This window comes from Neobacillus massiliamazoniensis, from assembly GCF_001048695.1.
Lineage (GTDB): Bacteria > Bacillota > Bacilli > Bacillales > Cytobacillaceae > Neobacillus > Neobacillus massiliamazoniensis.
Genome location: NZ_CVRB01000005.1, coordinates 246,958 through 272,307 on the forward strand (window position 1 = coordinate 246,958; position 25,350 = coordinate 272,307).

The 25,350-nt window shown below is 34.1% G+C and carries 24 protein-coding genes and 4 pseudogenes; 4 read left to right on the forward strand and 24 right to left on the reverse strand.

The window, feature by feature from the left end; translation table 11 throughout:
* Positions 1-28: 28 nt before the first annotated feature.
* From BN1082_RS23485 to BN1082_RS23510, 7 genes and pseudogenes are all read right to left on the reverse strand, one after another.
* On the reverse strand, positions 29-454 hold the full coding sequence (locus BN1082_RS23485; RefSeq protein ID WP_090639048.1) for a hypothetical protein: 426 nt from the start codon (positions 452-454) through the stop codon (positions 29-31).
* A 216-nt stretch (positions 455-670) separates the two neighbouring features.
* Entirely contained in the window at positions 671-808 is a 138-nt protein-coding gene (locus BN1082_RS27855) for a hypothetical protein (protein WP_176699918.1), read from the reverse strand.
* A 136-nt stretch (positions 809-944) separates the two neighbouring features.
* A pseudogene (locus BN1082_RS23490) lies at positions 945-1,138 on the reverse strand (hypothetical protein); the annotation flags it as partial.
* A gap of 227 nt (positions 1,139-1,365) precedes the next feature.
* Positions 1,366-2,676, reverse strand: coding sequence for an MFS transporter (locus BN1082_RS23495; RefSeq protein WP_090639051.1), 1,311 nt, complete (start codon positions 2,674-2,676; stop codon positions 1,366-1,368).
* A 284-nt stretch (positions 2,677-2,960) separates the two neighbouring features.
* Positions 2,961-3,911 (reverse strand): thioredoxin-disulfide reductase, encoded by a 951-nt coding sequence (trxB, locus tag BN1082_RS23500; RefSeq protein WP_090639053.1) that lies wholly within the window; start codon positions 3,909-3,911, stop codon positions 2,961-2,963.
* A 42-nt stretch (positions 3,912-3,953) separates the two neighbouring features.
* A complete protein-coding gene (locus BN1082_RS23505; RefSeq protein WP_090639055.1) occupies positions 3,954-4,274 on the reverse strand; it encodes a DsrE/DsrF/TusD sulfur relay family protein in 321 nt (106 codons plus the stop codon).
* A gap of 20 nt (positions 4,275-4,294) precedes the next feature.
* The gene (locus BN1082_RS23510; RefSeq protein ID WP_090639057.1) at positions 4,295-4,954 is read right to left on the reverse strand and encodes an ArsR/SmtB family transcription factor; all 660 of its coding nucleotides are present in this window, start codon (positions 4,952-4,954) and stop codon (positions 4,295-4,297) included.
* A gap of 583 nt (positions 4,955-5,537) precedes the next feature.
* Between BN1082_RS23510 and BN1082_RS23515 the strand changes: the two genes are divergently transcribed.
* On the forward strand, positions 5,538-7,025 hold the full coding sequence (locus BN1082_RS23515; RefSeq protein WP_090639060.1) for an amino acid permease: 1,488 nt from the start codon (positions 5,538-5,540) through the stop codon (positions 7,023-7,025).
* A gap of 136 nt (positions 7,026-7,161) precedes the next feature.
* On the opposite strand, the gene BN1082_RS27860 is transcribed toward BN1082_RS23515, so the two are convergent.
* The 4 genes from BN1082_RS27860 to BN1082_RS23530 form a co-directional block, all read right to left on the reverse strand.
* The gene (locus BN1082_RS27860; protein ID WP_176699919.1) at positions 7,162-7,311 is read right to left on the reverse strand and encodes a hypothetical protein; all 150 of its coding nucleotides are present in this window, start codon (positions 7,309-7,311) and stop codon (positions 7,162-7,164) included.
* 302 nt (positions 7,312-7,613) lie between these two features.
* Positions 7,614-9,086, reverse strand: coding sequence for a C39 family peptidase (locus BN1082_RS23520; protein ID WP_090639062.1), 1,473 nt, complete (start codon positions 9,084-9,086; stop codon positions 7,614-7,616).
* Positions 9,087-9,301: 215 nt separating this feature from the next.
* The gene (locus tag BN1082_RS23525; protein WP_090639064.1) at positions 9,302-10,318 is read right to left on the reverse strand and encodes a serine hydrolase domain-containing protein; all 1,017 of its coding nucleotides are present in this window, start codon (positions 10,316-10,318) and stop codon (positions 9,302-9,304) included.
* A gap of 279 nt (positions 10,319-10,597) precedes the next feature.
* Positions 10,598-11,152, reverse strand: a complete 555-nt coding sequence (locus BN1082_RS23530) for a MarR family winged helix-turn-helix transcriptional regulator (protein ID WP_090639067.1) — start codon at positions 11,150-11,152, stop codon at positions 10,598-10,600.
* 302 nt (positions 11,153-11,454) lie between these two features.
* Between BN1082_RS23530 and BN1082_RS27865 the strand changes: the two genes are divergently transcribed.
* Entirely contained in the window at positions 11,455-11,622 is a 168-nt protein-coding gene (locus tag BN1082_RS27865) for a hypothetical protein (RefSeq protein WP_176699920.1), read from the forward strand.
* 317 nt (positions 11,623-11,939) lie between these two features.
* Here the strand turns inward: BN1082_RS27865 and BN1082_RS23535 are convergent, their stop codons facing one another.
* From BN1082_RS23535 to BN1082_RS23560, 7 genes are all read right to left on the reverse strand, one after another.
* Positions 11,940-12,383 carry an SRPBCC family protein gene (locus BN1082_RS23535; RefSeq protein WP_090639070.1) on the reverse strand — a complete coding sequence of 148 codons (444 nt, stop codon included), beginning with the start codon at positions 12,381-12,383 and terminating at the stop codon, positions 11,940-11,942.
* 363 nt (positions 12,384-12,746) lie between these two features.
* Positions 12,747-13,808, reverse strand: coding sequence for a Ger(x)C family spore germination protein (locus BN1082_RS23540; RefSeq protein ID WP_176699921.1), 1,062 nt, complete (start codon positions 13,806-13,808; stop codon positions 12,747-12,749).
* Between the two features lie 26 nt (positions 13,809-13,834).
* Complete coding sequence (locus tag BN1082_RS27870) at positions 13,835-14,908, reverse strand: SLC5/6 family protein (protein ID WP_176699922.1); 1,074 nt, start codon at positions 14,906-14,908, stop codon at positions 13,835-13,837.
* Between the two features lie 6 nt (positions 14,909-14,914).
* Positions 14,915-16,204, reverse strand: coding sequence for a spore germination protein (locus BN1082_RS23545; RefSeq protein WP_090639077.1), 1,290 nt, complete (start codon positions 16,202-16,204; stop codon positions 14,915-14,917).
* A 511-nt stretch (positions 16,205-16,715) separates the two neighbouring features.
* Positions 16,716-17,906 carry a cytochrome P450 gene (locus tag BN1082_RS23550; RefSeq protein WP_090639079.1) on the reverse strand — a complete coding sequence of 397 codons (1,191 nt, stop codon included), beginning with the start codon at positions 17,904-17,906 and terminating at the stop codon, positions 16,716-16,718.
* Between the two features lie 551 nt (positions 17,907-18,457).
* Positions 18,458-18,991, reverse strand: a complete 534-nt coding sequence (locus BN1082_RS23555; RefSeq protein ID WP_090639082.1) for a prephenate dehydratase domain-containing protein — start codon at positions 18,989-18,991, stop codon at positions 18,458-18,460.
* A 159-nt stretch (positions 18,992-19,150) separates the two neighbouring features.
* Positions 19,151-19,555 carry a hypothetical protein gene (locus BN1082_RS23560; protein WP_176699923.1) on the reverse strand — a complete coding sequence of 135 codons (405 nt, stop codon included), beginning with the start codon at positions 19,553-19,555 and terminating at the stop codon, positions 19,151-19,153.
* Positions 19,556-19,818: 263 nt separating this feature from the next.
* On the opposite strand from BN1082_RS23560, the gene BN1082_RS23565 reads away from it, so the two are divergent.
* The gene (locus BN1082_RS23565; protein WP_176699924.1) at positions 19,819-20,604 is read left to right on the forward strand and encodes a GDSL-type esterase/lipase family protein; all 786 of its coding nucleotides are present in this window, start codon (positions 19,819-19,821) and stop codon (positions 20,602-20,604) included.
* Between the two features lie 445 nt (positions 20,605-21,049).
* Positions 21,050-21,445, forward strand: a complete 396-nt coding sequence (locus BN1082_RS23570; protein WP_090639089.1) for a DUF3224 domain-containing protein — start codon at positions 21,050-21,052, stop codon at positions 21,443-21,445.
* Positions 21,446-21,631: 186 nt separating this feature from the next.
* On the opposite strand, the gene BN1082_RS23575 is transcribed toward BN1082_RS23570, so the two are convergent.
* The 6 genes and pseudogenes from BN1082_RS23575 to BN1082_RS28415 all read right to left on the reverse strand — a co-directional run bounded on the left by BN1082_RS23575 (position 21,632) and on the right by BN1082_RS28415 (position 25,316).
* Positions 21,632-22,099, reverse strand: a complete 468-nt coding sequence (locus tag BN1082_RS23575) for a UPF0158 family protein (RefSeq protein ID WP_090639201.1) — start codon at positions 22,097-22,099, stop codon at positions 21,632-21,634.
* Between the two features lie 476 nt (positions 22,100-22,575).
* Positions 22,576-22,992 (reverse strand): annotated as a pseudogene (locus tag BN1082_RS23580) (DUF7832 domain-containing protein); the annotation flags it as partial.
* A gap of 195 nt (positions 22,993-23,187) precedes the next feature.
* A pseudogene (locus BN1082_RS23585) lies at positions 23,188-23,544 on the reverse strand (MarR family transcriptional regulator).
* 296 nt (positions 23,545-23,840) lie between these two features.
* Positions 23,841-24,038: a DUF5320 domain-containing protein gene (locus BN1082_RS23590; RefSeq protein WP_090639091.1), complete on the reverse strand. Its 198-nt coding sequence runs from the start codon at positions 24,036-24,038 to the stop codon at positions 23,841-23,843.
* A 72-nt stretch (positions 24,039-24,110) separates the two neighbouring features.
* Positions 24,111-24,605: a DUF1572 family protein gene (locus BN1082_RS23595; protein WP_090639094.1), complete on the reverse strand. Its 495-nt coding sequence runs from the start codon at positions 24,603-24,605 to the stop codon at positions 24,111-24,113.
* Between the two features lie 459 nt (positions 24,606-25,064).
* A pseudogene (locus tag BN1082_RS28415) lies at positions 25,065-25,316 on the reverse strand (SunI/YnzG family protein).
* Positions 25,317-25,350 lie beyond the last annotated feature (34 nt).

A 25,350-nucleotide genomic window follows, 5' to 3' on the forward strand; every position in this document is an offset into this window, starting at 1 on the left:
CCCGTCCCTCTGGTTTGGTGCAGTCAGCCTACCACATCAGGCCCGTAAGCATTGTCAGGCGTATGAACACGACTTCAGCGTCTTCTGTTACCTCTAGTGGGGTATCTAGCTGCTCAGCTTCTTCGTCATTTATGAACATTCGGTATAAGCCGTCTTCAAAGGCTTGGATGGCGATTTCGATTGCTCTCGCTAGATTTGCTTGCTTGTCATTATATAGTGTTTGGAACCCTACTTTTCCGGCTTGGATTTGCTGCTCGATGTCTGAGTGGGAAAGAAAGTTTATAAGTGGTGTTTCTGGATTGCTAGCTTTGTTGTTGAACTGTTCGAAGTTTTGCGTTACGACTTGGGTAATGAGTTCTCTTAGTGTGTTTGGTTTTTTTTGCAGCTCGTATGGTTGTTTTGTGATAAAGTTTTTGCGTTTTGCTAGGGATTTTAGTGAAATGTAAATGTTCATAAGCAATTACCTCATTATTTTTGATAGTCTTAACATATTATAATATGGTTTGGGTGTATTACGGTGATTTTTTCTAAAGGCTCTTTTGTTAACGTTTGTTGCTTTAGCTAAATAGAAAAAATCGACAGTAAGATTTTTTTTTGTATTTATGCATTTATAATTCCAGTTCTAAAATATATTAATGAGGAAAGAGCAATATATTTAAAGTTAAGTAATTCATAAAGAAACAATCTTTGTGAAAACAGCCTTGCCAAATAAAAAGGGGGTTGCTGGGTGAGTAATCTTTTCAACTTTGACCAATTTTCTTTCAAGTTTGAGATAATCTTTCGCTTTGACTATTTTTTCAACTGGCAATTCTGTTGCAAGGCCACTGGGGCGGTCCCCCACCACACAAGTAAATAACTAGATTAAATGGATTATTAAAGAAGATAATAGGGTTCATTATGCAGTAAATCCAAAAAAAAAGAAGGTGCTAAACTATTGCATCCTCTCACAGTTTATAAATACTCCTATGAACTCCCTTTCCATCATACATAAATACAACATGCTTATTTCCATCACTGTTTCCATATGAACTGGTCTTCCCCAAAGTTGATGAAGATATGGTAACACTTTTTCCAATTATTTCAGATCAAGCTCAATAACCTCATAGCAATGTTTCAGAAATAACTCTCCACTTTTTAAACTCTTCTTATACAATACTGCCACCGTTAGTACATTCTTTCACAATCTCCAGCAATTTCAACATAAATATCCAATTTTTCCGGAATCCTTATTCCATTAAATGGCCCTTTAATGGAATAAGGAATGATTATTTGTTCCCTTCCGATAGCTTTCTGTATAATGAAGCTCTAGTTACATTTGTATTTTTTCACAAATTTGATTTACAGTCGATACCCCTTCTAGAACCTTTAGTTTATATCCCCTCTATTTCTACGGGACCAGAAAATGACAGGGATTAGTAGTATTGAAAGAATGCCTCCAGCAAGAGAAAGTGTTGCGTAACTCGATTGTGCTACAACCATCCCCGAAAGTGCTCCCCCAGATGCCCCACCCAAAGCGATTAGGACATCTACAGTCCCCTGGGTCTTAGCACGCTTGGATGGATGAGATGAATCTACGATAAGCGCAGTTCCACTAATTAAACCAAAGTTCCAACCAAGACCAAGTAGAGAAAGGGCCGTGATCAGCATCATCATGGAATTTGCAGGTGCAATTGCAGCCATTACACCAGCAACAAGTAGAGTGGCACCAGAAGCAATCGCAATTGCAGTACGTCCAATCTTATCTACAAGGATACCAGTTACGAGTGAGGGCAGGTACATTGCTCCAATATGAAATCCTATTACCATACCTACCTCTTTCAGGCTATGTCCGTGATGCCTCATATGTACAGGTGTCATTGTCATAATAGCAACCATAACAATCTGAGTTAAAACCATAATTGTGGCTCCAACTACGACTCCTCGGTTATTAATTGCTAGTTTGCTAGGATTCTCGTCTAATCGTTTACTTTCTTCTGTTCTCATTCTCGTCTCAACCGCAATTGCTCTCGCAACAATGAAAGGGTCAGGGCGTAGAAAAGCTAGAAGTACCAAACCAGCTAGGATATAGGCTAAGGCTGCTAGAATAAACGGGCCCGCTAGAGCAGGGACTCCGATTGCTAATGCGAATCGACCCATCATATCAACCATGTTTGGACCTGCTACAGCGCCGAAAGTGGTTGATACCATTGCGATACTGACAGCTGTTGCTCGTTGTTTAGAAGTTGCTAGGTCTGTACCTGCATAGCGTGCTTGTAAATTTGTAGCTGTTCCAGCACCATAGATTAATAGTGAAGCAAAAAGAAGAAAAATATTATTAGATAATGCTGAGATTACTACACCTAATGCACCAATACCTCCGGCTAGGAATCCTGTGGCAAGCCCTAAACGTCTTCCGAATTGTTGGGAAAAACGCCCTACAAGTAGCGCTGCACCAGCAGAGCCCAAGGTCAACAATGCTGCTGGAACTCCTGCAAAACTATCTGTCCCTAACATGTTTTGTGCAAGAAGTGCTCCTACAGTTACACCTGCTGCAAGTCCGGCACCTCCGAAAATTTGTGAAATGACAACGATCATTAATGTCCTTTTATATAACTGTCGTTGCTTTTCTGGGGAATCAATGTAACCTTGTAACCATGCTGGACTTGTTAAAATTTGTAAGTCAGCTTTACTAGACATCATTTAGTCCGCCTTTCCAAGTAATTACTTGCATTTTGTTCTTTTTTTATTGGTGTTCTCTTATAATTCCGAAATTTTGAAATAAACGGACGAAAAGTGTCCAATCAGATTATACTGCGAGTAAACACGAGTAACATCAGGAAATGAGATTTATAACTATAAGGAAAATTTTAAATAAAAAAGCCAAATTTCTCTTTACAACACTGAGATATTTGGCTTGAGTTTTTCCACTATCGCAACCATATATTTTAAGTGACCTAGACATTACTTATCGGTTAATGTAATTATTGTTTAATCTTCAATTCTTCCTTTAATTCCTCAACATAATGTTGTGCGGCTTGAGCAGCAATACTACCATCGCCGGTTGCTGTTACAATTTGCCGTAACGTTTTCTCACGGATATCACCTGCAACAAAAATTCCCGATAATCTTGTTTCCATCTGGTCATTTGTTTCAATATATCCATTTTCATTGGTAATACCTATGCTTTCAAATGGCTTAGACAACGGCAACATCCCAACATAAATGAATACACCGTCTGCTTTAAATTCCTTTTCAGTTCCGTCTATTGTTGAAACTAGGGTAAGACTACCGACCTTGCCATCTTTCTCATGAATTTCCTTAACAGTATGATTCCAAATAAAATCAACCTTTTCATTAGCAAATGCACGTTCTTGAAGAATTTTTTGCGCACGTAGCTGATCACGACGATGGACGATCGTTACTTTTGAGGCGAACCTTGTTAAATAGACTCCCTCCTCAACAGCAGAGTCTCCACCTCCCACCACGACTAGCTCTTTTCCTTTAAAAAAGGCTCCATCACAGACAGCGCAATAGGATACACCTCGACCACCAAGTTCTTTTTCACCTAGAACCCCTAGCTTCTTATATTCAGCACCAGTTGCAATGATAACAGAATAAGCTTTGTATTCTTTTGTACCGGCAACTACCGTTTTTGTGTCACCATTATCAATAATTTCCTTTATATCGCCATAAGCATATTCAGCACCAAACTTTTTGGCATGTTCAAACATTTTTGAAGATAAATCTGGGCCTAGTATACTTTCGTAACCAGGATAATTCTCAACTTCTTCAGTGTTAGCCATTTGACCTCCTGGAATCCCGCGTTCAATCATTAATGTTGACAAATTTGCGCGTGATGTATATACGGCTGCTGTCATACCAGCAGGACCGGCACCAACAATGATAACATCATAAATTTTTTCTTCTGACATGCTATTCCCTCCAAATTTAATAAATCCAATACTTTATTTACTTTAAAAAGTTACTGTCTTGTCAGCCCATTCTACCATTTCAACACAGTCATTCATGGTTGAAATCGGGCAAGCTGCGAATTCATCCATCATTCTTGATTTCAGACAAGTACCACATGCTAATAAACCGCCATGTAATTCTTCAAATTTTTTCATTTCATCAACAACTTTATATTTAGGATGCTGAATATTTTCACACTCAACAGCTTCTCCCATTAAAAAGAACTTCACTTCATGTTTCTTTTTTAGAGCAGTGTTAGCAAAGCGGAATGCATTCCAAGCTTTTTCTGGTTCTTTGGTTTCTAATATAATTCCTAATTTCATCGTAACCCCCCATTCGATTTCTAACTTTCTTGGTTAATAAACTGCATCCAATCTTTAACACTCTTTTCTAATCGAAAAGCATTAATCCCTTTTGATTTTAATAATTCAACAGCATCTACAGAGATTAAGCAATAAGGACCTCTGCAATAAGCAACGACATCAATATTCGCTGGTAAAGAAGATAATTTTTCTTCTAATTCTTCAATTGGAATAGATACTGCATCAGGAATATGAGCCTCTTCATATTCCTCTCTAGGTCTAACATCTAACAGTAAAACTTCTCCATTATCCATTCGTTTTTTTAGTTCTGGTAGCGACAATCCATCCATTTCAAAATTATTATTTAAAAATTCTTTTTTAATTTGTTGGACTTGAACCAATTGTTTCTCAGATAAATTATGGAAAGTTGTCATAAAATCTGAAACAGTAGAATCAGCTAGTTCATAAAAAACAAAATTACCTTGTTTCTTGAAATTAACTAACCTCGCATTGTGGAGAGTTTGTAAATGTTGTGACACATTGGCTACAGTCATCCCAGTATTTTTAGCTATTCCCTCAACTGATTTTGGGCTTTGTGATAAAAGATCAAGTATTTCTAATCTTTTTGGACTTGAAAGACATTTACCAATACGAGCAAATTCCTGATATAGCACATCCTTTAATGCTCTTTCATCAGACAATTAACGTTCACCTCAACTATTCAATTGTTTTATTGAATAGTTAAATTGTAAATCCTTTTTATCTAAAAGTCAATTAGTTTAACTTACCCCCAATGGTATTTAAATTCAAATACTTATTAACACATAAAAAACGCAAGGTGTATTGAATTGCCCCCCCTTTAGTTGGACTAATAAATCCAGCTTAGGGGGTTTTTTGTATGGTCAAGTTTTTAATGGCCCCCATCCATATAACACTCTCTTATCTATAGTTAAAACAATCGGATTAGCCAGAAAAATTATTTCATATTTGAATTGAAATTTCATTTTTGAAATTATAAATAACAAAAACAAGTGGACATATTATGATTTCAATTTTGAATTGTAATTTTAAAAATGAAATATTCACAATATAAAATGAATTGGGAATATAAAGAGGACAAACAGTTTTAAATTTGGCACATTTATTGCAATAATATTTAGTAAAATAATATTATTTTTCAATTATTCATTCGAAAAATTATATTATAGTTCAAAATCAAAGGAGGAAGCTCAGTATTATAATTCGTCATGGAGCTGAAAAGACAATTTAAAGGAGTAATGAAAAATGCAAAGACAAACAGTAGAAGTAAGAAAAGATTATGACGATCCAACCATTTTTCCACACAATATTCCTGAAGCAGATCAATTAAAACGCAGTCTAAAATCACGTCACCTTGCGATGATTTCTCTCGGCGGTACAATTGGTACAGGTCTTTTTCTAGCAAGCGGTGGTGCTATTCACACTGCAGGTCCAGGAGGAGCTCTTCTCTCCTATCTCCTAATAGGTGTTATGGTATTCTTCTTAATGACCAGTTTAGCGGAAATGGGTGCCTATATGCCCGTTGCGGGGAGTTTTAGTACGTATGCAACTAAATTTATCGATCCTTCCTTAGGCTTTGCCCTTGGCTGGAACTATTGGTATAACTGGGCCATTACTATTGCAGCTGAGTTATCTGCTGTAACCGTGATTATGAAATTCTGGTTTCCTCATACCCCTTCCATTATTTGGAGCGCTTTATTTTTAGTAATTATGTTTTTATTAAATTTTCTATCTGTAAAAGGCTTTGGTGAAGCTGAATATTGGTTCTCCTTAATTAAAGTCGTAGCCGTTATTATTTTTATTATTACTGGTACTTTGATGATTTTTGGAATTTTGGGCGGTCAATATATTGGCTTTAAAAACTTCACCATTGGCGATGCTCCATTCCACGGCGGATTTATGTCCATGCTGGGTATCTTTATGGCAGCTGGATTCTCTTTCCAAGGAACGGAACTTTTAGGTGTCGCTGCTGGCGAGACCGATGATCCAGCAAAATCAATACCTCGTGCGATAAAATCAGTTTTTTGGCGGATACTTTTATTCTATATTTTAGCGATCCTTGTCATTGGGCTTCTAATCCCTTATACAAATCCTAATTTAGCAAGCGGTGATGTTACAGTAAGTCCTTTTACCCTTGTTTTCCAAAAAGCAGGAATTGCTTTTGCTGCTGCGGTTATGAATGCCGTTATTTTAACCGCTGTCCTTTCTGCGGGTAATTCTGGTATGTACGCATCAACAAGGATGCTTTGGGACTTAGCTAGAGATGGAAAAGCACCTAAATTTCTTGGAAAATTAAACAAGCGCGGTGTTCCTGTTAATGCTCTTATAGTAACATCATTAGTTGGCACTCTTACTTTCCTTGCTTCATTATTTGGGGAAGGTACCGTTTATAACTGGCTGCTTAATGCTTCCGGAATGTCCGGATTCATCGCTTGGCTCGGAATTGCTGTTTGTCATTATCGTTTCCGTAAAGCCTATGTTGCCCAAGGAAAGGATCTAAACTTATTACCTTATAGATCAAAATTCTTTCCATTTGGTCCTATCTTTGCCTTTGTGGTTTGTGCATTTGTCGTTCTAGGTCAAAACTATTCAGCATTCACGGGATCTCATATTGATTGGTATGGCGCTTTAGTTGCCTACATCGGATTGCCATTGTTCTTTATTTTATGGTTTGGCTATAAATTCATTAAAAAAACGAAAATTGTACCATTAGATAAATGTGATTTTAATTAATTTATAAGTTAAGAGGATGTCCTAAAACAAAAGTGTCATCCTCTTTTTTATATTTTCCGCAAAAATTTTTTACATAAAATAGAGATAAAAATAAAAAAAAACACTACTCCATTAACTTTGAGTAGTGTTTTAAAGTTTAACGATTAATTCCGTTCCTTCTTTTAGCTTCGTTTTCCTTTATATCCTCACGATAGGATTCAGGGAATCGATCGGAGTGCATCTTCCAAAAGCCATCAAAATGGTCTTTCAATATTCGTTTAATAATTCCACTTCTAGGCTGATTCATACTCAAACTCCAATAGCAATATACGAACATTTTATCGAACAGTTATTCACACGTCTAGAAATTTATAATTTCCTAAATGACAAGAAAAGAGCTGCCGCAGCAACTCCATCTTAAACTCTTGTAAACTTTACTTTAAGTACAATTCTTCACAATTCTACAATTCACATAAATGTTATTTTTATGGAAGTTGAAGTTCAAACATTCCTAAAAAGATATATATCAAATCCAAGAGTTTCTCTTCCCCATTTTATGTACATTTCTCTCCAAGATCTTATTTCTTTTTAACAATTTTTTTTCTGAACCTATCTTACTACAACTGCATATTTCAAAGCGTTATATGCTGTTTCAAAAGCACTTTGACTCACCCAATATTTATTGTTTGAACTTCTACTGTCTGGGTCAGCAACATAGTAACTACCAGTATTGTTATAACCAATCAAAGTCATAACGTGCATATTGTCAACGATATTAACATCCCCCGCACTTCCCATATTATACTTTGCCCAAATTGGTTTAGCGAAATCTAATGTGACATATACGACTACTGGGTTTCCTTTATCTAATTCTTGTTTTAATTGAGTAGTAGAATATCCTGTTGCGTTAGCAACATAACTACTATAGCTTTGACCAAAAGCTGTTAAAGGTCCTGGAAAAATTGATTGGAATATACCGTCTATAATTTGGTATGGTGATCCTGAAAATGCACTATATGGATTGTTTGGATCTTTAGGCATCTTATCTAGAAAAGTTTTTAAACTTTCGTTTGTATAGCCTTTATATTTTAAACCCATTAACAAACTGGCTCCTTCACAACCCATTGGTGCATATGTTGGTGTTAATTGGCTTACATATGGCACATCTAGTGTTACTGTTGTCGGTTGTGTGGCTTTTGCTGTCTCTGTACTTGATGACGAAGTCTTGGAAGCTGTTGTTCCAGTTGGAGCACTTGCAGCAGCTTTTTGGGCTTCCTGTTCTTTTTGGGCTTCCTGTTCTTTTTGAGCTTCTTGGGCGATTTTATCAAGATATGGTTTTGAAACTTCGGCTAATTTGGCATTCAATGCCGTTTTAGCAGGCTCAACCGAAATGTTGGAGATAGCGGTTTTGATTTCGGTAATTTTCTTATCAATTTCTGTCTTTTCGCCTTGATTTGTAATAAAGGTATTAAGGCTGTCCAAATTTTTCTGAACAGCTACCAGATCTTTTGCAGTTTGAAGAACCGTAGAGCCATCCTTCAAGACATTTTCTTCAAAAGGCTTTTTCCAATCGGTAGGCAGTGACTTTTGAAGGTTGTCTTTTTCGGAAGAAGTTTTTTCAAATTCGCCTACTTTTACTTCTAAATCGGCAGAAAGAGGATTTTGGGTATAAAAAGCAACCAAATCTTTTTCCGCCTGATTAAATTCATTTCCCTTTTTTAACGCTGTGTCGATAGCGGAAGCATTGGATAACACCAATTGAACCGATTTTAATCGTTTATCCATTTTCTCTTTATCTTTTTTATCTTTGATGTTATTAACGGACTTTTTTGCTTTATCATAAGCAGATTCAGTCTTAGTCACCAATTCTTGGTCAGGGATTGCAAAGGCTTTTTCTTTGTCCATTTTGAGCCGTTTTGTGTAGTCTATTTCATTTTTTAAAGATGAGGAAAGATTTTCTGCATTCTTTACCAATTTCTCTGTTTCATTATATGTATTCACCTGATTGGTCCAACCTATTATTATAGTAAAAAAGGTAACTACTACAATAAGAATTAACCCTTTTTTTAAAATCTGCTTCAAAAATATACCTCCTATTAATTTAATTTTCCCACAATAATATTACACTATTTTCCCATTATAGGGGGAATAATTAAATTATTTTCAGTATTTATACACATACAAACTTTATTGCAAAAATGGTAAATACAGTAATTTTGTAATAAAACAATTTATTGCAACATACATTATTAATCTTAAATTAATTATTGATATGTTGGCAGGTCTTATTCATATCTTCATTTCTGCAGGCTTTCTAATAAAGAAAATCCTATATTTTCATCATCATTCATACCTAACCTATAATTAGCTAAAACTACAGCGGCGACTTTTTTGTCTTTATCAATCCCTAAAAATGAACTAAAGCATCCTGTTCCACCACCATGCAAACTAACATTATTGTTTTTCTTTAAAAGCCACCATCCAAGACCCATATCATACTTCTTTTTTCCATTTCCATGTTTTTTTTGACAAAGAGACAAATATGGTTTATCTCCATAAATATTTATTTTTGCATATTTAAGTAAATCCTCAGCTGTTGAACTTATTGCACCAGATGGTGATATAAGATTATTTTTGTTCCATTCCCAGTTTCCACAATCATTATTTTTATTGTCATAACCATGTAAATTATTATTTGTTGTTCCTAAATATGTATCGTTTAATCCCAGGTCATTTTGTAGAAAGTCATTCATCGTATCCCAGTATCCTTTGCCTGATACAATTCCCAACCCATATCCAATCAGTGACAAACCAAAATTTGAATATTTCCATGAATAATCCGCATCTTTCAATTTATTTTTTTCAATAAGCATTTTCATTTTATTAAAATCCATATTTAACGGATTATTCTTTTTCATATCACCGCCGCCGCTTATCAAACCTAAAAATATCTTGAAATATTCCCGTTTATTAAATAGCAGACTTTCTGTATATCCAGAAGAGTGAGTAGCAAGACGGAGTATTGTAGGATAATACTGGTCTTCCCTAAGTTCTTCAATATATTTTTGTATTGAATCGTTTATTGACATCTTGTTTTCAAATACATATTTTGACAGCAAAGATGTGGTAAAGGTCTTTGTAATAGAGCCAATTTCATAATGGTATTTTTTAAATGAATCAAGTTCGCCGTTTTCATTATAAATTTTTATTGCAGAATCATTACCTGTTAAATAGCCAACAGTTAATTTTAAATGCTTTTTTCCTTTACAAGTCTTTTTAATTAATCGTAATATTTTATCACTGATTTCAAACATAGTTATTACTCTCCTTTACAAATAGTCATTATATTGTCCATTAATATATTTTTTTACTCGCAAACTACTATTTTGCAATTAGCTGCGAGTAATAATTTTCTTCAGTAAGTTGTGGATTCGAAATAAAGTTTGACAATTTAGTTTCGCATGATGTTCTCGCCTTAATTTTGGCATTATACTGTCTAAATGAATGATACTAAATTCTTTTTATATAATCAATATAATGTCTAAATAATTTTCTAATTCTTTACATTACCGAAAAAAAACCATAATCATTAGTTATAACTCCTTTTTTAAATTTCTAAGCCTTTCAAATTCTTTTAATACTCTTTCCTGTACACCACTTAAATCTTCATCAGTTTCTAAAACTCCCTCTGCCTCAAAGCCATCTTGCTCTTCACCATCAAAACGATACAGCTTTTTTAGCAATCTCCATAGTGTTTCTATTTCACTTGAAGAGAATTCTTTAAAGAGATCAGCCAATAAATAAATTCCAATTTCACCGCACTTAATCATCACCTTAATTCCTTCTTCTGTAACCCTAACATTCACAGCTCTTTTATCCTTAGGACTAGGTACAGTTTTTATATAACCTTTTTTCTCAATTATATTAATGAGCTGTTTTACACTTTGCTTTGTTGTGCCTAGCTTTCTGGCAATATTATTTATAGTTCTTTCATCCTCTTCTAGATGTGCCATTGCTAGCATGGTCATATACTGCCTTACGGTTAGTCCTTCAAAGTAATTATCGCCTGCAATTTGTACTTTATTAGTAAGTGAAAATAATGTTGCGTAGGCTTGCTGCATTAAAAACAGTTCTTTAATAACATCCATTAAAATCGTCCTTTTTATTTTTTAATTTGATTTTTATCATAAAAATATCAAATAATTCACAAGTAATCAATATACTGTCTAAATTAAATTAATAAAAGCTCCTTATTACGTAATTAATCTCCGCAAATTTCAAAATACACTTAAAATTATTCCTCTTCAAGTAAACTGAACTTTTACCCCATTGATAAAGGTATACAATAAAAAGGGGTTATTTGGATATTTTACCTGATTACATTCCTTGTAAAAACAAGAATAAGAAGAGGGGCAGAGTACAAACTATGCTAAAAAGGAGAGTGTATACCATGGATGAAAAGGACTTAAAACAGAACGCAAATAACACTTTACATTCGAATAAACAGAAAACTTCAGATATAATCGCAAGTATTGATGAGATGAAAAAAGAGCATGAACCAGAGTATGTCTTTTTATATTGGGATGAATTAGATAAGAATCCTGAGAAGAGAAAATGAAATATTAAGAATACCTTCTTCCGTTAAGTGGCCCTAAATATAAAGAAAGAGCACAATTCTTGTTGCAGAATCGTGCCCGATTATGGAAGATCTTATTGAAGATAAGCACCCGTTCTTATTTTAAATGCACTTCTTCACATTTCAGTGTTATCACCATTTTTGTCTACAAATAAGAAAAGTCGCAAAATGTTTATAAACTTAATTTCGTATTTTCAAGCCTATTTTCAAATAAGTTATTTACCTCCCCCTATCTAAGGAACAAGTAACAATTCTTTAAATGAAAAAAGCTACTTTTAGCAAAAAAAACCTTAACAAAACTAGATGGTCATTCCATATAACAATTCAGCGAGCCGATCAAAATTCTGTTCATTGCCTTCTATGCATATTGACTTTATTTTCTCGAACTCTGAAGCTTTCTTAAAGAGCTGACTGTATGTGACTCTTGTACTGCTGCCCAAGTCATCAAAAGTGGCAGTAACCAGAAATTCAGGTGACACATGATTGAAAACGATCCGCTTTAAAGGTAAAATTTCAACGAAAATACTTTGGTTAGGATAAGTAGCGCCATTTGGACCGTGCATATCAAATCTCCAATTACCACCTGGTCTTAAATCGAACTCATGAAAAGTATTGGTGAATCCTTTAGGACCCCACCATCTAGCTAAAAATTCAGGATTTGTCCACGCCTGAAACACGATTTCAACCGGGGCTTCGAAAACACGCGATGATATAATTTCATTTGCTCTTATACTCTCAGTCATTATATATCCCTCCCATTAGAATAACTTTCCTAATTCATCTAGCATAGCATTCGTTCCATATTCTCGAGTTCGAATGGTGCCCCCCGATAACTTGGCGAGGTCCCCCACTTTCCAATTTCGTTTCATAACCAACTCCTTTATTTGTGCTAGCTATTTATTTACCGGTAATTTAACTATAAAGCATGACGTTAGGTAACGTGCAAGTATGTAAATGTATTAATTCTATAAAGTAACGTTAAATCCTTTTTAAGATCGTCAGTTCAACAAAAAAATGAGCTGCTGTCCGCAACTCTTTGTTAAACTAAAGCAGCTGTTACTTTAAGTACAATCCTTCACAATTTTTGCTTATGTATAGAATCAATTTTATTCAACAATACCAGCTCCATTTATTTTACAAGCCACATTTACTTTAAACTTGAGGTTAGGGTAAAAATTATCCCAATTCCTATGGTAAAAATTTTTTGAGTTGAATTTAAGACCTAATCCAATGGGGTCTAGTTTTGTTTTCTGTATATTATCTAAAAGTACATTGACCTCTTTTTTTATTTTCTTTTCAGTTTCATCCTGTATTTTTTTTATTTGATCATCTGAAAGATTATTTTGATTGTCCATTTTTTCTTCTACAATTGCATTCAATTTTATTAAAAAAAAGGCAGATAACATGTGGTTTTTGTCCTCTTTAATTTTGAAGCTGGCATTTCCTTTTGAAATATTAATTGCATATGTACCATCTTTGGTCTTAATATTTGTAATTCCATCCTTAATCCCCACAGTCAGGAGTCTAAATAAGGCAGATTCTTTAGGATTAAGCTTAGTTTCCATTCTCTTTTTGCTAAAAAGGGCAATTGTATCAACTAGAATTTTATTGTTTTGAACTTCAATTACAGGCATAGCGATGTTAATTCCCGTTTCTGTTTCCCTTCTATACGCATCAAATAGTGTTAACGCTTTAACAAATGGCGAATCAGAGCTGCTTTCTTCAAACATTGAAAATAAATAACTACCTGCAACTCGTTCTTCTTTTGGTTTGTACTGTAGTACCTGATATGCTGATGGAGTAGCAACACTTAAATACGCAGTCTTGTGTATTTCGGGTCTTCTTACGAAATAATCTAATAAAGGGCGAATATCCCCAATAGCAACTTTTTCTCCTATGAGAATTGTTTTTGTATGACCGTAAAACAATTCTTTATCTGTCATCGACTTCATTCGTCTTAGAGCTTCAGAAATGGAATTGGCATCAAAGGATAGCAAAGTAAAATCGGCTCCAATTGTAGCTGGGTCTCCCTTTGAAAGTGAAATTTTGAGGATCACTTTAAATTTTTTTCCCGATAATTCAGACTTATCAATACCAATTGATGTAACAAATGAACGTTTATCAATATCCTTAAATGAGCACCCATTAACCAAAAAAGGAATTAACAATAATACCCAAAAAACAAATACTATTTTTACATTTGCCTTTTTGAAGCAAAAACTAAAATTAACATTAAAAATAGATCTAAAATAATTCGTGAAATAAAAAAACAATTGAAAAGTATTAACAACTTGAATTCGTCTGTAAAATGCTGAGTAATTAAAGCTGATATCACTACGACAAATATGCCGACCCATTTTGAACGTCCTCCAACATTTTTTGCCATTAACTGAAGATATTGCAGTGACGAGTGATAGGATAATATTATATACATCAACGTTATGCCAATTTGGACTAAAATAAAAATTGTTAGCATTCTTTCTAAAAAAAAGTAATCAAAGTGCATACTGTCAACTGTAGTTACCCAGACATAGCTTTCCTTTCCTACACCATTAAGTCCAAAGTATCCAATTGGTACGAAATATGAAGAAAAAAGTACGAAACAAATAATTCCTAAAGCAATTAATAATTGTTTCTTACCAATAGGAAGAATATGTTCACCATAAATAAAAAAATTTGTGAATCCTGTAAAAACGAATAATCCAGAAGCAATCGAATTCATTTTTGGAAAATGCATTAGGTAAGTCCAAGATTGTTTGATGAAATCAATCATTACTAAATGATCTGTAAAAAACCTCAGCATTATAAAAAGATAGAATGGCGTAGCTAATAACACAATAATTTCTAGCATAAACAATATGGAATTTGTTTGATTCATTATTGAAAATACGATTAACAAGAGAAAAGTATAAAATACGATAATTGAGTTCGGGGTTAAAAAATGGCTTACAATTTGTGTGTTTGAGATAAGAAATAAAGTTCCTGCAAAAATTTGTAGAGTGAAATTAAAAAACAGAAAAGTCTTCTGAAACCATTTTGGAAAAATCCTATCCATAATTTGAGTAATATTTTGTCCTGGGAATTTTTTTATTTGAGCTTGAAATAAAAAAATAAGAAACGTTCCTATTAGGGTTGATAGAGCTAAACTAAATAAGCTCCCGTTAAATCGATTTTTGTAAAGGATTTGTGGGATAAAAGCAGTTACGTTCACCAGTGCATTGATATAAAATAAATAAACGTAATAACGCTGTCCTAGCATAAAATCCACCCACAATCAGTTTTTAGCAAATAGCTGCATATACGGTTTACCTAGGCTACGTAGACTACATAGATATGCGATAAGAGCAAAAGCTCCTATTAATACACCTATAGTACCAAATAAACTTCCAAGTACAATTAAGGGATATCGTATAAGTCGGATAGCTTGATGCATGGCATTAACTGGAATAACAAAAATAGAAATGGCAACAGCAGAAATGACAATAATCATAACATTGCCTATTAGTCCTGCTTGGGATGCTGTCTGACCGAGGATTAAGCCACCCACAGTTGTTGCGGATGGGCTAATTGTTCTTGGTAAACGAATACTAGCTTCACATAAAAATTCTACCATCAGCATCATAAAGATAATTTCAATGTAGGAAGGAAAAGGAACAGCTATTCTGCTACCTGCAATTAGAAGAGCAAATTGTACTTTTAAAATTTCTGGAGAATAAGAAATTACGGCGACGTATAAAGCGGGAAGAAAAAGAGAAATCATAAGTGCTATGTATCGAATAAAAATAAGAAATTTTCCTACGATGGCTAATTCAACATGATCATCCATAGATTTAAAAAAATCAAAGAAATTAGCTGGTCCTAGTAAAACCCATGAAGATCCTTCAATAAGAAATACAATTTTCCCTTGAGACAGATTTGTTACAACTCTGTCAGGTCGCTCTGTTGTCATATATAAAGGAAAAGGACACCATTTATCCTCCACCAATAATTTTTGCAACTGACCTGCAGATTGTAATAAATCAACTTTTAAACCTTTTAGTTTATTATTCAAGTGTTGTAGAGCTTTTTTATCACAGAGCTTTTCATCGTACAGTAAAATAATATTCGTCTTGGAATTTTGTCCTAATATGTGGTTTTTAGCCCTTAAAGTTTCTTTTCGATATCGATTGCGAATAATGTTTAATGATATACTTATTTTTTCATTTAAGCTGTCTTTAGGACCTTGCAAAATACTTTCTTCTGTTGATTCATATACAGGGCGTGATTCAAAATTGTCCAGTTTAACAGAGTACATTTTATTTTTTTGTAAAATTATAATGCATCCGCTAAAAATTTTTTCCACAGCTTCTTTTTCCTCTATAATCATTGACCATTCTTCAAAGGAGCGTATATATTCTTCAAACTCAAGGATTTCATCTGTATCATAAAAAGGTGAGATTACATTACAAGTAATTTTTTCTTCGTCACATAGTGACTTCAAATAAAAAAGAGTAATTTTTAGATTTCCCTTTTTAACTTCACGGTGAATAAAATCATGATTATCTTTCAAGTCCTTAAGATACATTAAAGTCACCTCAGAGAAATTATCCCCTAAAATACAAATTTATACACTCCAAACCAGAGTGCGTTCCCTTTAATTGATCAATCGCTCCGTTAGCTAAAGTAGAAATGGTTTAAAGTCAATGATACCAGAACCAAAAAAACCTTCCTTTTTCTTAACTTTTAATCGTTGCCCAGAAAGTAAAAATATTAGTCCTGGAGATAAGCTAACCTGAACCACTATTACAATATGAAGAGGGGAATTGCAACAGCAACCCCCTCTTTAACATAAGCACCTGATTATTGAATAAAAAGGCAGTATAAGAACTAGCTTTAATAGGTATCTAATTGCATATTAACGTTCCTTTTAATTTACCTTCTATACAGAATTACAACAAAACGGGCATTTCTCCTTCTTAAAGAAAAGCTCCCGATTTTGGAAGATCATTATGTTGTCTTATTGAAGATAAGCACTCATTCTGGGTTTTGTAAAATGGAAGGAGTATCCTCTCTCCCTTCGATTGCTACATATCCACTTATTCTACTATGACTGGTAGACTTTTCAAACCGTTCATAAAACTACTTTCAATTGGGTCAATTTGATAGCCTTCTTTAATTGAGATCGTCGAATAACGTTTGATCAACTCAGATAAGGCGATTTTTGCTTCGAGTCGCGCTAACGGAGCACCCAAGCAAAAATGGATTCCTTTTCCAAAGGTTAGATGGTCATTAGGGTTCCGTTTAAGATCAAAATATTCCGGATTACTAAATTTGTTTTCATCTCGGTTAGCGGACCCAATCCAAGCAAATACCAGTTGCCCCGATGTTAGTTTGTACCCACTAATTTCCGTATCCATTTTTACTCTTCGAGGTAATACTTGTACTGGTGAGCGATAGCGTAAGGTCTCTTCCACGGCATTTGGAATGAGGGTTGGGTCTTGTTTTAACGTTTCCCAAACAGTTTTATTTTCCACAAAAGAATACACGGCATTACTAATGAGGTTGGTTGTCGTTTCATTTCCAGCAACTAATAACACAATGCAGAAACTTAAAAGTTCTTCTGCCGACAGTTTCCCTTCATTTTCTTCTGCTTGGATTAAAACGGAAATGATATCCTCTAATGATTTTTTTCGTTTTTCTTGAATAATATGAGAAAAATACTCTTTCAACTCCGAAGTTGCTTTGTTCTTTTGATTGATCGTTTCTTGAATGTCTTCTGTTGAAGATGGCCCGGCTACAAGCGAGTTTGACCACTCTTTAAATTGGTTTCTGTCACTAGTAGGAATACCTAATAACTCAGCAATAACCATCACTGGTAGAGGATAAGCCAAATCTTCTACAATATCGATTGTATTTTTTTTACTAATCTGGTCTAAGAGCCCCTTGGTAAAATCTTGAATCCTTGGTTCCCAATTAGCAACAATTTTAGGAGTAAAGGCTTTGCTAACAAGGGAGCGTAAACGCGTATGGTCTGGAGGATCTATGTTAGTAATATTCTGTAATGGTAGCTCCTTAGACTTTTTGCTAGAGAAAGCATCTTTATCTGATATAACTCTTTTTGCATCTTCATATAAAAATACATTCCACACCCCTTGTTTGGAGTCATAATAGACAGGATGCTTCTCTCTCATATTTTTGTACCAAGGAAATGGGTTGTATTTTTCCTCCTTGGTATGGAGCCCTGAAAATTCATTAGTTACAACCCTTAAAATATCACGTTGATCCATTAAAATTACCTCCTTATACCCATTCGTGATATTGTCTAATATTACTAGCGTATGTTTTTTCTTAAAATGTTGGCAATCCACCTTTTTTGTAGAAAATTATTAGGCTAATCGAAGTTCTCTAGGAGAATTTACTATAAAGTCCCATTCCGTTTAGCGGACTGAGGCTTTTTTTATTCAGGAGGAACAGTATGTCGGTGTCCAGCCTTAGCTGTTACTTCTACGCTTGTATTACACGTTTCAATAATTAAATCTTTCTTTTGAGTCCTAGAAATATATGCCTCATAATCTGTAAACTTTCCATCTTTTAGTGCCACGTTAGTTTAAGTACATTCTTTCACAATTTACATCCTTGAATAAACATTTTGGCGAATATGTTTATTCCACCAAAAAGGATCGTTAAAAGACTTCCGGGCAGTGGCCTATTTTTGTATAGGAGCCTCACCTAACAAGGCAGCGTTATTACAATAAAAAGGGGATCGCCTCTGGACCCCCCATTAATAAACAAAATCAACCGTTCGTTGAAGATTTTATTGTACGAATATTTGTGCCATCTAATAACCTATTACATAAAACGTCGTGACATCATTGTTATTTTCAATGTTTTCCGCTAGTATTTCTAAACCATAAAGATTAGCAGCTTGCTTAGAAGCAATCGCTGCCGATTTTAATAAATTATTCTCTGCAACGTGCTTTGCACTTGCTGCTGTATTAAAAAACTCTTGCAATGAGACATTTAACTTTCTTAGATATAGTTCACACTCTTGAAGTGCCTTTGGATGAGAATAGACTGTTTTAATACTAATTAATTTTTCACCTTTTAAAGCCATTAGACAATGATGAGTATTAAGGTCAATTTTTTGCTTTACTATCCAATTATCAGTGGATAGCAAGTCATTCACCTCTGAAACATATCCAGAATTTGATGTTTTCACGGGTAATACAGCATATTCTGACCGTTGGTTTTTAACGGAATCTAAAGCACTTTGAAAACTATTAAAGTACACTAGTGATATTCCTTCCCCCAACACTTCGACTGCTGCCGTTTCAGCGTAGCAGCCTTTTATACCACAAATAGAAACAATCATTTTTTCCTCCTTTCGTCGTTATTTACCCTTCATTAATTGCCCATACCTTCTTGAACTGAACCGTTACTTGAAGAAAAAAGAAGCGATCTTCATTATGGAAGGATCGCTCCCGTTTAAGTGTATTTCTTTACAATATAAAAATTATAGCGTTTTAAATTATCATTCCTTTGCACTCGTATTACTTTTCTCAATTCCTACGCACTTTGCCCAAAATTCTAACCTCTGCCCCTCGTAAAACTCTAAGAAAAAGTATCCTTTTTCTCCTAAAAATTCTTTTAACTCACCATCAATTTCCACTTTTCCACGATATACATTATCAATTGTTAGGATTTTTGAATCACTTACATTAAAAAAATCAAATCCTTTTACTTCAACGTCAGTAAATATTAAGCTTAGACTTTTCCCGTTTGCTTCTTGTTTAAAGTTTATGAATAAAACATTATCTTTTAATGATACACTTTCACAATCAAAGTCATTGTGCAAATCGTAATAGTGATAGTCAAATTTATACTTGCAAAGATTCTCAAGAAATTCTATTGATTTTGCTAATGACAGGACTATCATCTCCTTTTGAAATATCATTCTTATTTCTTGTTAAGTTATAAGGATAATTAAACCATTTCTTATTAAACTATTCTGCCAGTTACTATAATTTAGAAAATGGCATTACCCCATTATTGAAGTCATCCCTCGTTAGCTTAATAATTGAAAGAATAAATAAAATAAATTGAGGTACATCATTTTCGCTAACAAATAGACTACTGCCGTTCATAATTCTAATCTTGAATAATAGTATACTATTGAATTTATTGAAAGGAGGTGATTATGTGTCTGATTTACAAGAACACCATCACCACGACTGTTTTCAATATACCGCTCTTGGAAATTCTATTGCAGCAGGAATTGGTGCTTCATTTGTAGTCGATCCTCCTAAAAGATACGGATACGTGTATTACTTTCGTGACTTCTTGGCGACAATATTCCCATGTGTGAATTTAACTAATCGCGCTACTCCTGCTTTTACGAGCACTCTTTTACTTCAGCAGTTGCAAACCGATGCAGTCACACGAGAAGCAGTCAAAAAAGCGGATTTAATTACCATTAGCAGTGGTGGCGCCGATTTATTTAATTGCTTACTTCATCCAACACCTAACTGTTTGCCAAATGCCGTCGCTACTTTTGCCCAAAACTGGCCCCTGATTATGAAGGAAATTCGAAAAAGTATTCGTTCCCATGCTGAAATTTTTGTAATGACCGTTTACAACCCTTTCAAAGGCAATGACCCAAATTTCAATACGGCAGAGTTATTTATTCAGCAAATAAATAATGTAATTAAAACAAACCGTTTCAAGTTTCATTATAAAGTGGTTGATGTTCATGCGGATTTTCTTGGACAGTTTACTAACACCACTCAGTGGAAGGTTTGTACGTGGACACATTTCTGTGAAGTGCCACCTGATGTACATCCTACCGACGCAGGTCATTTAGAGATTGCTTGCTTGCATGAATTAAAATTCCTTAAAAATCATCCGGACAAGCTATGCCTTGTAGATGATGATGACCAATGCAATGACGAAAGCAACAACGAGTTCTGCGATGAAAGTAGTGACTAAAGGTTTAAATGATTAGCATTATAAGACCGTCCCTTATTCTATGGGACGGTCTCTCTATAGATAGGTATACCCTAAGCCACCCCTTCGTAAAAGCGGATAAGCAATCCACCTTGGGAAACTCACACATGGACATCAATTGATTAATATCATTAATAATTCAAATATATGTAAAGTATATCTTTCTTTTTAAAATTTCCTCTAGTTGTATAGTTATTACCTAGAATTACAGACTCCTACTTCTTCAACTATACTGCCATTTAGTTTATTAGAGGGATTGCTACGACAACCCCATTGTTCAACTCACTCCCCGTCCTTAAGTGTAATACTTCACAAAGTTAGTAAAGAACAATAAAATAAAAACATTCCAACATTACTATTAATGGCATTTTTTGGGTGATATACTAGAAGTGAATTACTATCTAATAATGAAGGGAGTTTTACGCGTATGGAGGTAACATTTACAGTAAGCAAATGGGCTGAAAAGCCAGTTGATGACAGTAGAAAAGATTTCCCTATTAATATTGCCCATGTCGAATATGATATTGAGGGTGAATTAAATGGAAAAGCTTTTGTTGAATATTTATTATATTATGTAGAGTCAAGCGTTGATGATGGTCACTTGGCCACTTCTAAAATTTCCGGATTTCTACATTTCGAAGGTACTTATAAGGGAAAAAAAGGGACATTTACAGCAATAGAGCAAGGAATATTTGATAAAGGAAATCTAGATTCTCCCGGAACAATCATTAAAGCTACCGGTGACTTGGAAAGCTTAAAAGGGTCCTATTATTATAAATTTACAGGTCAAACCAGTAAGATGATTCTAGATTTTAATTTCTAACAAAATACCCCTGTTGAGTAAAAAGGGCATACAGAAATACCAGGAATGTCCTTTTCCCTGGATTCGGGGTATGTTATTAACGAAGTAACATACCCCAACCTTTAACGGTAAATTCATTCTTGTAAAGGTGCGACTGCCCGTCGCACAAAAGCGATTACCCTTTGTTCAGTAATCGCCCCTGCTTTTCTATTCAATATAATTTACGTTATTTTCCTGACACCATTCAATCGCAATTTGTTTAAATTGCTCATCTCGGTATGAATACCATTGTTCTTCCAATTCTAAATCGATAATTTTATCCTTAAATCTTCTAAAGGCACCCTTTCCCTTAATTGCCCTTAATAAGGACTCTTGCTTTCGTTGATCACTTACTGTAAGACAGAAGTTTTCCATAATTTCATATTCATTCACTTCATATATAGTTGGTAACTCAATATAATTTTCAAAGTTTTCAACCACATCCATTGCGATCATTCTATTTTCCTGTTCCCATTCAGGTAAATGATCAAATGGTTTTTCGTCTTCAGCAGCTCTCAGGTCCTCCGATGTTACTAACACGATTTCACCAGTTATAATATTTAGTAACGAACGTGACTCTTCAAACTGTATTTCCATTTCCTCAATGATATCTTTCAGTTTAACTTGTATACTCATTATTTGATCACCTTTTGATATTTTTACAAATTCACCCTTTAGTTGCATAACTACCCCTGCTTATCAATTAAATGACGTAGTATATAGCCATTAGGGATTTTTCCAGGTTGATAAAAAGACTTAAAAGTTTTAATTGCATCAATAATAGTTAAAACTTCGTTTCTTTGAATAGTAATTGGTCCTCAACTATAATTTATTGAAATTATTTCCTTATTCTCTTTTTCTAAACCCAATATCGAAATAATGTTCGAATGCTTATATTCTATGGTAAGTCTTGATTTCGCACCAGCACATTGAATAAAGTCACCTGATTCATTAGTGAGGATGAAAAATGACTTAATACGAGGATTGATTTCGTTTAGGTTTTCCAAAATCATTTCAAGAGTTGGATTTTCAAGTTTCTTTGATTCATTATTAAATTCGTATTCAAAGATAATACTTCTCTTCCCTGAACCAAACTTTGGTCGTTGATTAACCCATTCCAAATATCTTTTATCAATTACGTTTTTAATTTTATTGTAGTTCTCCCACGTGTCTTCCACATGATAAATTGTTTCTATTTCAGGAAATGTTTCTTCATAATCCTGTAGAAATAATCCAGTATCAAAATCAAAATAATTTTTTGCAAACTCATTTCCTTCATCATTTAACATATCACTAGCTAAAACACCATCCCAATTCATATATATTTGAGTACCAGTTAGTTCTCTATGTTTAAACCTTTTTATCACCATTATAGTTTCTTCTTCAAACTCTTTACTGAATAAATTATTATCAATTATCCACCCTAAGAACATTCCTGTATGTACAAATGCTTAATTAATTGATAATTTTTTTGGGAAATCACCTTCATAGTGGTATTTTGCTTTATCATAAGCAATTACTTTTAACAATAAATCCCACTCCTTTTCTGTGGTTTTTTGGTAATTTTCACTTTACATTCTTGCCTTATTATTTCAATAAACAAAGACTACTCACCTTCTTTAATTATCATCCTCATTAGCTTTATAAGAAAAATATAAGAAAAAGACTACCATTTTTGGCAGTCATATATTCTTGTAAAGCACCTGTCTATTGAATAACCGGCTTTAAAAGTTAATTAGTTTTTCCTTAAATTCTCTTAAAATTTTCTTCCGTTTTTCATAGTCTTTGGTATCAGCCTCTTCCCAAAGCTCAAGGTCTGCACCACGTTCAATTAAGTCTATAGCTGTTTTACGCACTTGTTCTTGAAGGCATTTTTTCTTCATTTGTATGGATGAAAGACCGATATAAACTAAAGACATTACCTCCAAATCATCTTCGGGATCAAACTAGTCCAAATATTCCTCTAAGATTAACTGCGTAGCTTCTTCAGGTGTATTTCCTTCATCCAAGTAGTCAATAAAACTATCTCTCACATCACAAGTCGTATCATCATCAAATAATCCTGTTCCCCAAGCACCCACACTAACACTCCTTAATTTTCAAATTTACTTTTTATAATAATTCAATAAAAAGATTGGAATTTCCTTTTTCCATTGACCTGATCCGTTATTTAAAAAAGAAAATGGCATTACCTCCTTGTTGAAGTAATGCCCCCCGTTCGTACATTAAGTGAATTTATTCACACACATTTTATAATTTTAAGGCTATGTAAATGAAACTGTAGATTTTGATAAAAAACAAAAAACTTAATGGAACAATACTTTAAATTTCAATGTAAATGGGGTTTGAAATTTAAGATTATAAACCCTATTAAAAATTATAAATTTAATTTCTTTTCAATTTCTTCCAATCTATTTTTTAGAGACTCGATTTCTTCTTCCACAGCTTTTTGTTTAGAGCCTTTCATATCTTGGTAAATTGAATATCCTCCTTTAATTCCACGAAATATCATCCAAATAGCCAATATGAGTAATAATAAAACTACTAAAACCAAAAAGAACACTGCTATATCCAAATGCATCCACCACCTTTAGGACCCCCATAGTTAAGAAATCCCCCGTTCGTAGTTTAATAAACAACACATTCGTTACTTTTTCCGAGGAATAGTTAGTGTGTTCCAATTACTTGATTTTAAATTTTTCGCTATATAAACGATTTGACCAACATGATAGGAATAATGGTACATTTGGCGTTCAATCGCTTCTATAACTGTATGGAGTTCATTTCGGATGATAATTGTTTTTAAGAGATCGTCTTCGTGAATATCTTTCAATGCAGTTAAAAAAGTTTCCCACCCCAGCTCCCACAATTCCATAACTTGTTCTTTGGTTTGTATATCTCCCCCAAATTCATCATCCCGATTTCGAAATAGTTTTTCGCCATCTGTAGTGAAGAAATCTGTCCAGCGAGAGACCATATTACCACTCATGTGTTTTACAATAATAGCGACACTATTGGATTCTTCATTCGGAGACCAAAATAATTCACTTTCGGTTAATTGTTGTATTGCCTTTTCAGCTGTTATTTTTGTTTCTCTAAACCGTTGGATAACTGTTTTCAAGTACTCTCCACCTATGTTCATTCAATTCAGCTCATCATAAAGTATTTTTTATTTATTTCTTTAGATTATTAGTGAATCCCTTTATTTCAGATATTTGTTTAACTTTCTTGAACCGTTAGCGTAAAAAGAGTTTTTTTAATTCTGCAATATTATCCTATTAAACAATAGGCTGTGTTAAACTTGTCTGTTGATTTGCGCTCCAGGCGCTTCGCTTTCCGCGGGCGTTCCGGGGAGCCTCCTCGGCGCTTTAGCGCCTGTGGGGTCTCCCCTGCCCCGTACTCCCGCAGGACGTTGAATCAGCATCCTTGAATCAACACCTCACGAAGGAAATGCGATAGCATTTTCGAGGATCTCGCGCCTTCCGCTCCAATCAACATAGTTTCAAAAATCAACAATGACCTTTAACACAGCCAAACAATAAAAAAGGAGTTGTATGACAACCCCTATTTAACCAATTTAAAACACTCGTTACTAATCAAATTACGCAATAGCTGAATTTATTTTATTCATAATAGAAATATAATTTGTCGTGAACAAGATGTAGTTGATCGTTTTCGTTTTAATAAAAACTCTGTCAGTAGTCCCAAATGGAGTACCGATTCTTATAGCTTCCTTATCTCTTCCACCATATGTATCATCTAAAGTTACTTCTAGAATATCAGAAATAGGAATTTCAACCTTAGCTAATTGTTATTTAATAACGATATTTTCATTTAATCTTTCTACATTTATTTCCCAACATCACTTTTCTCTCCTCAATCAATAA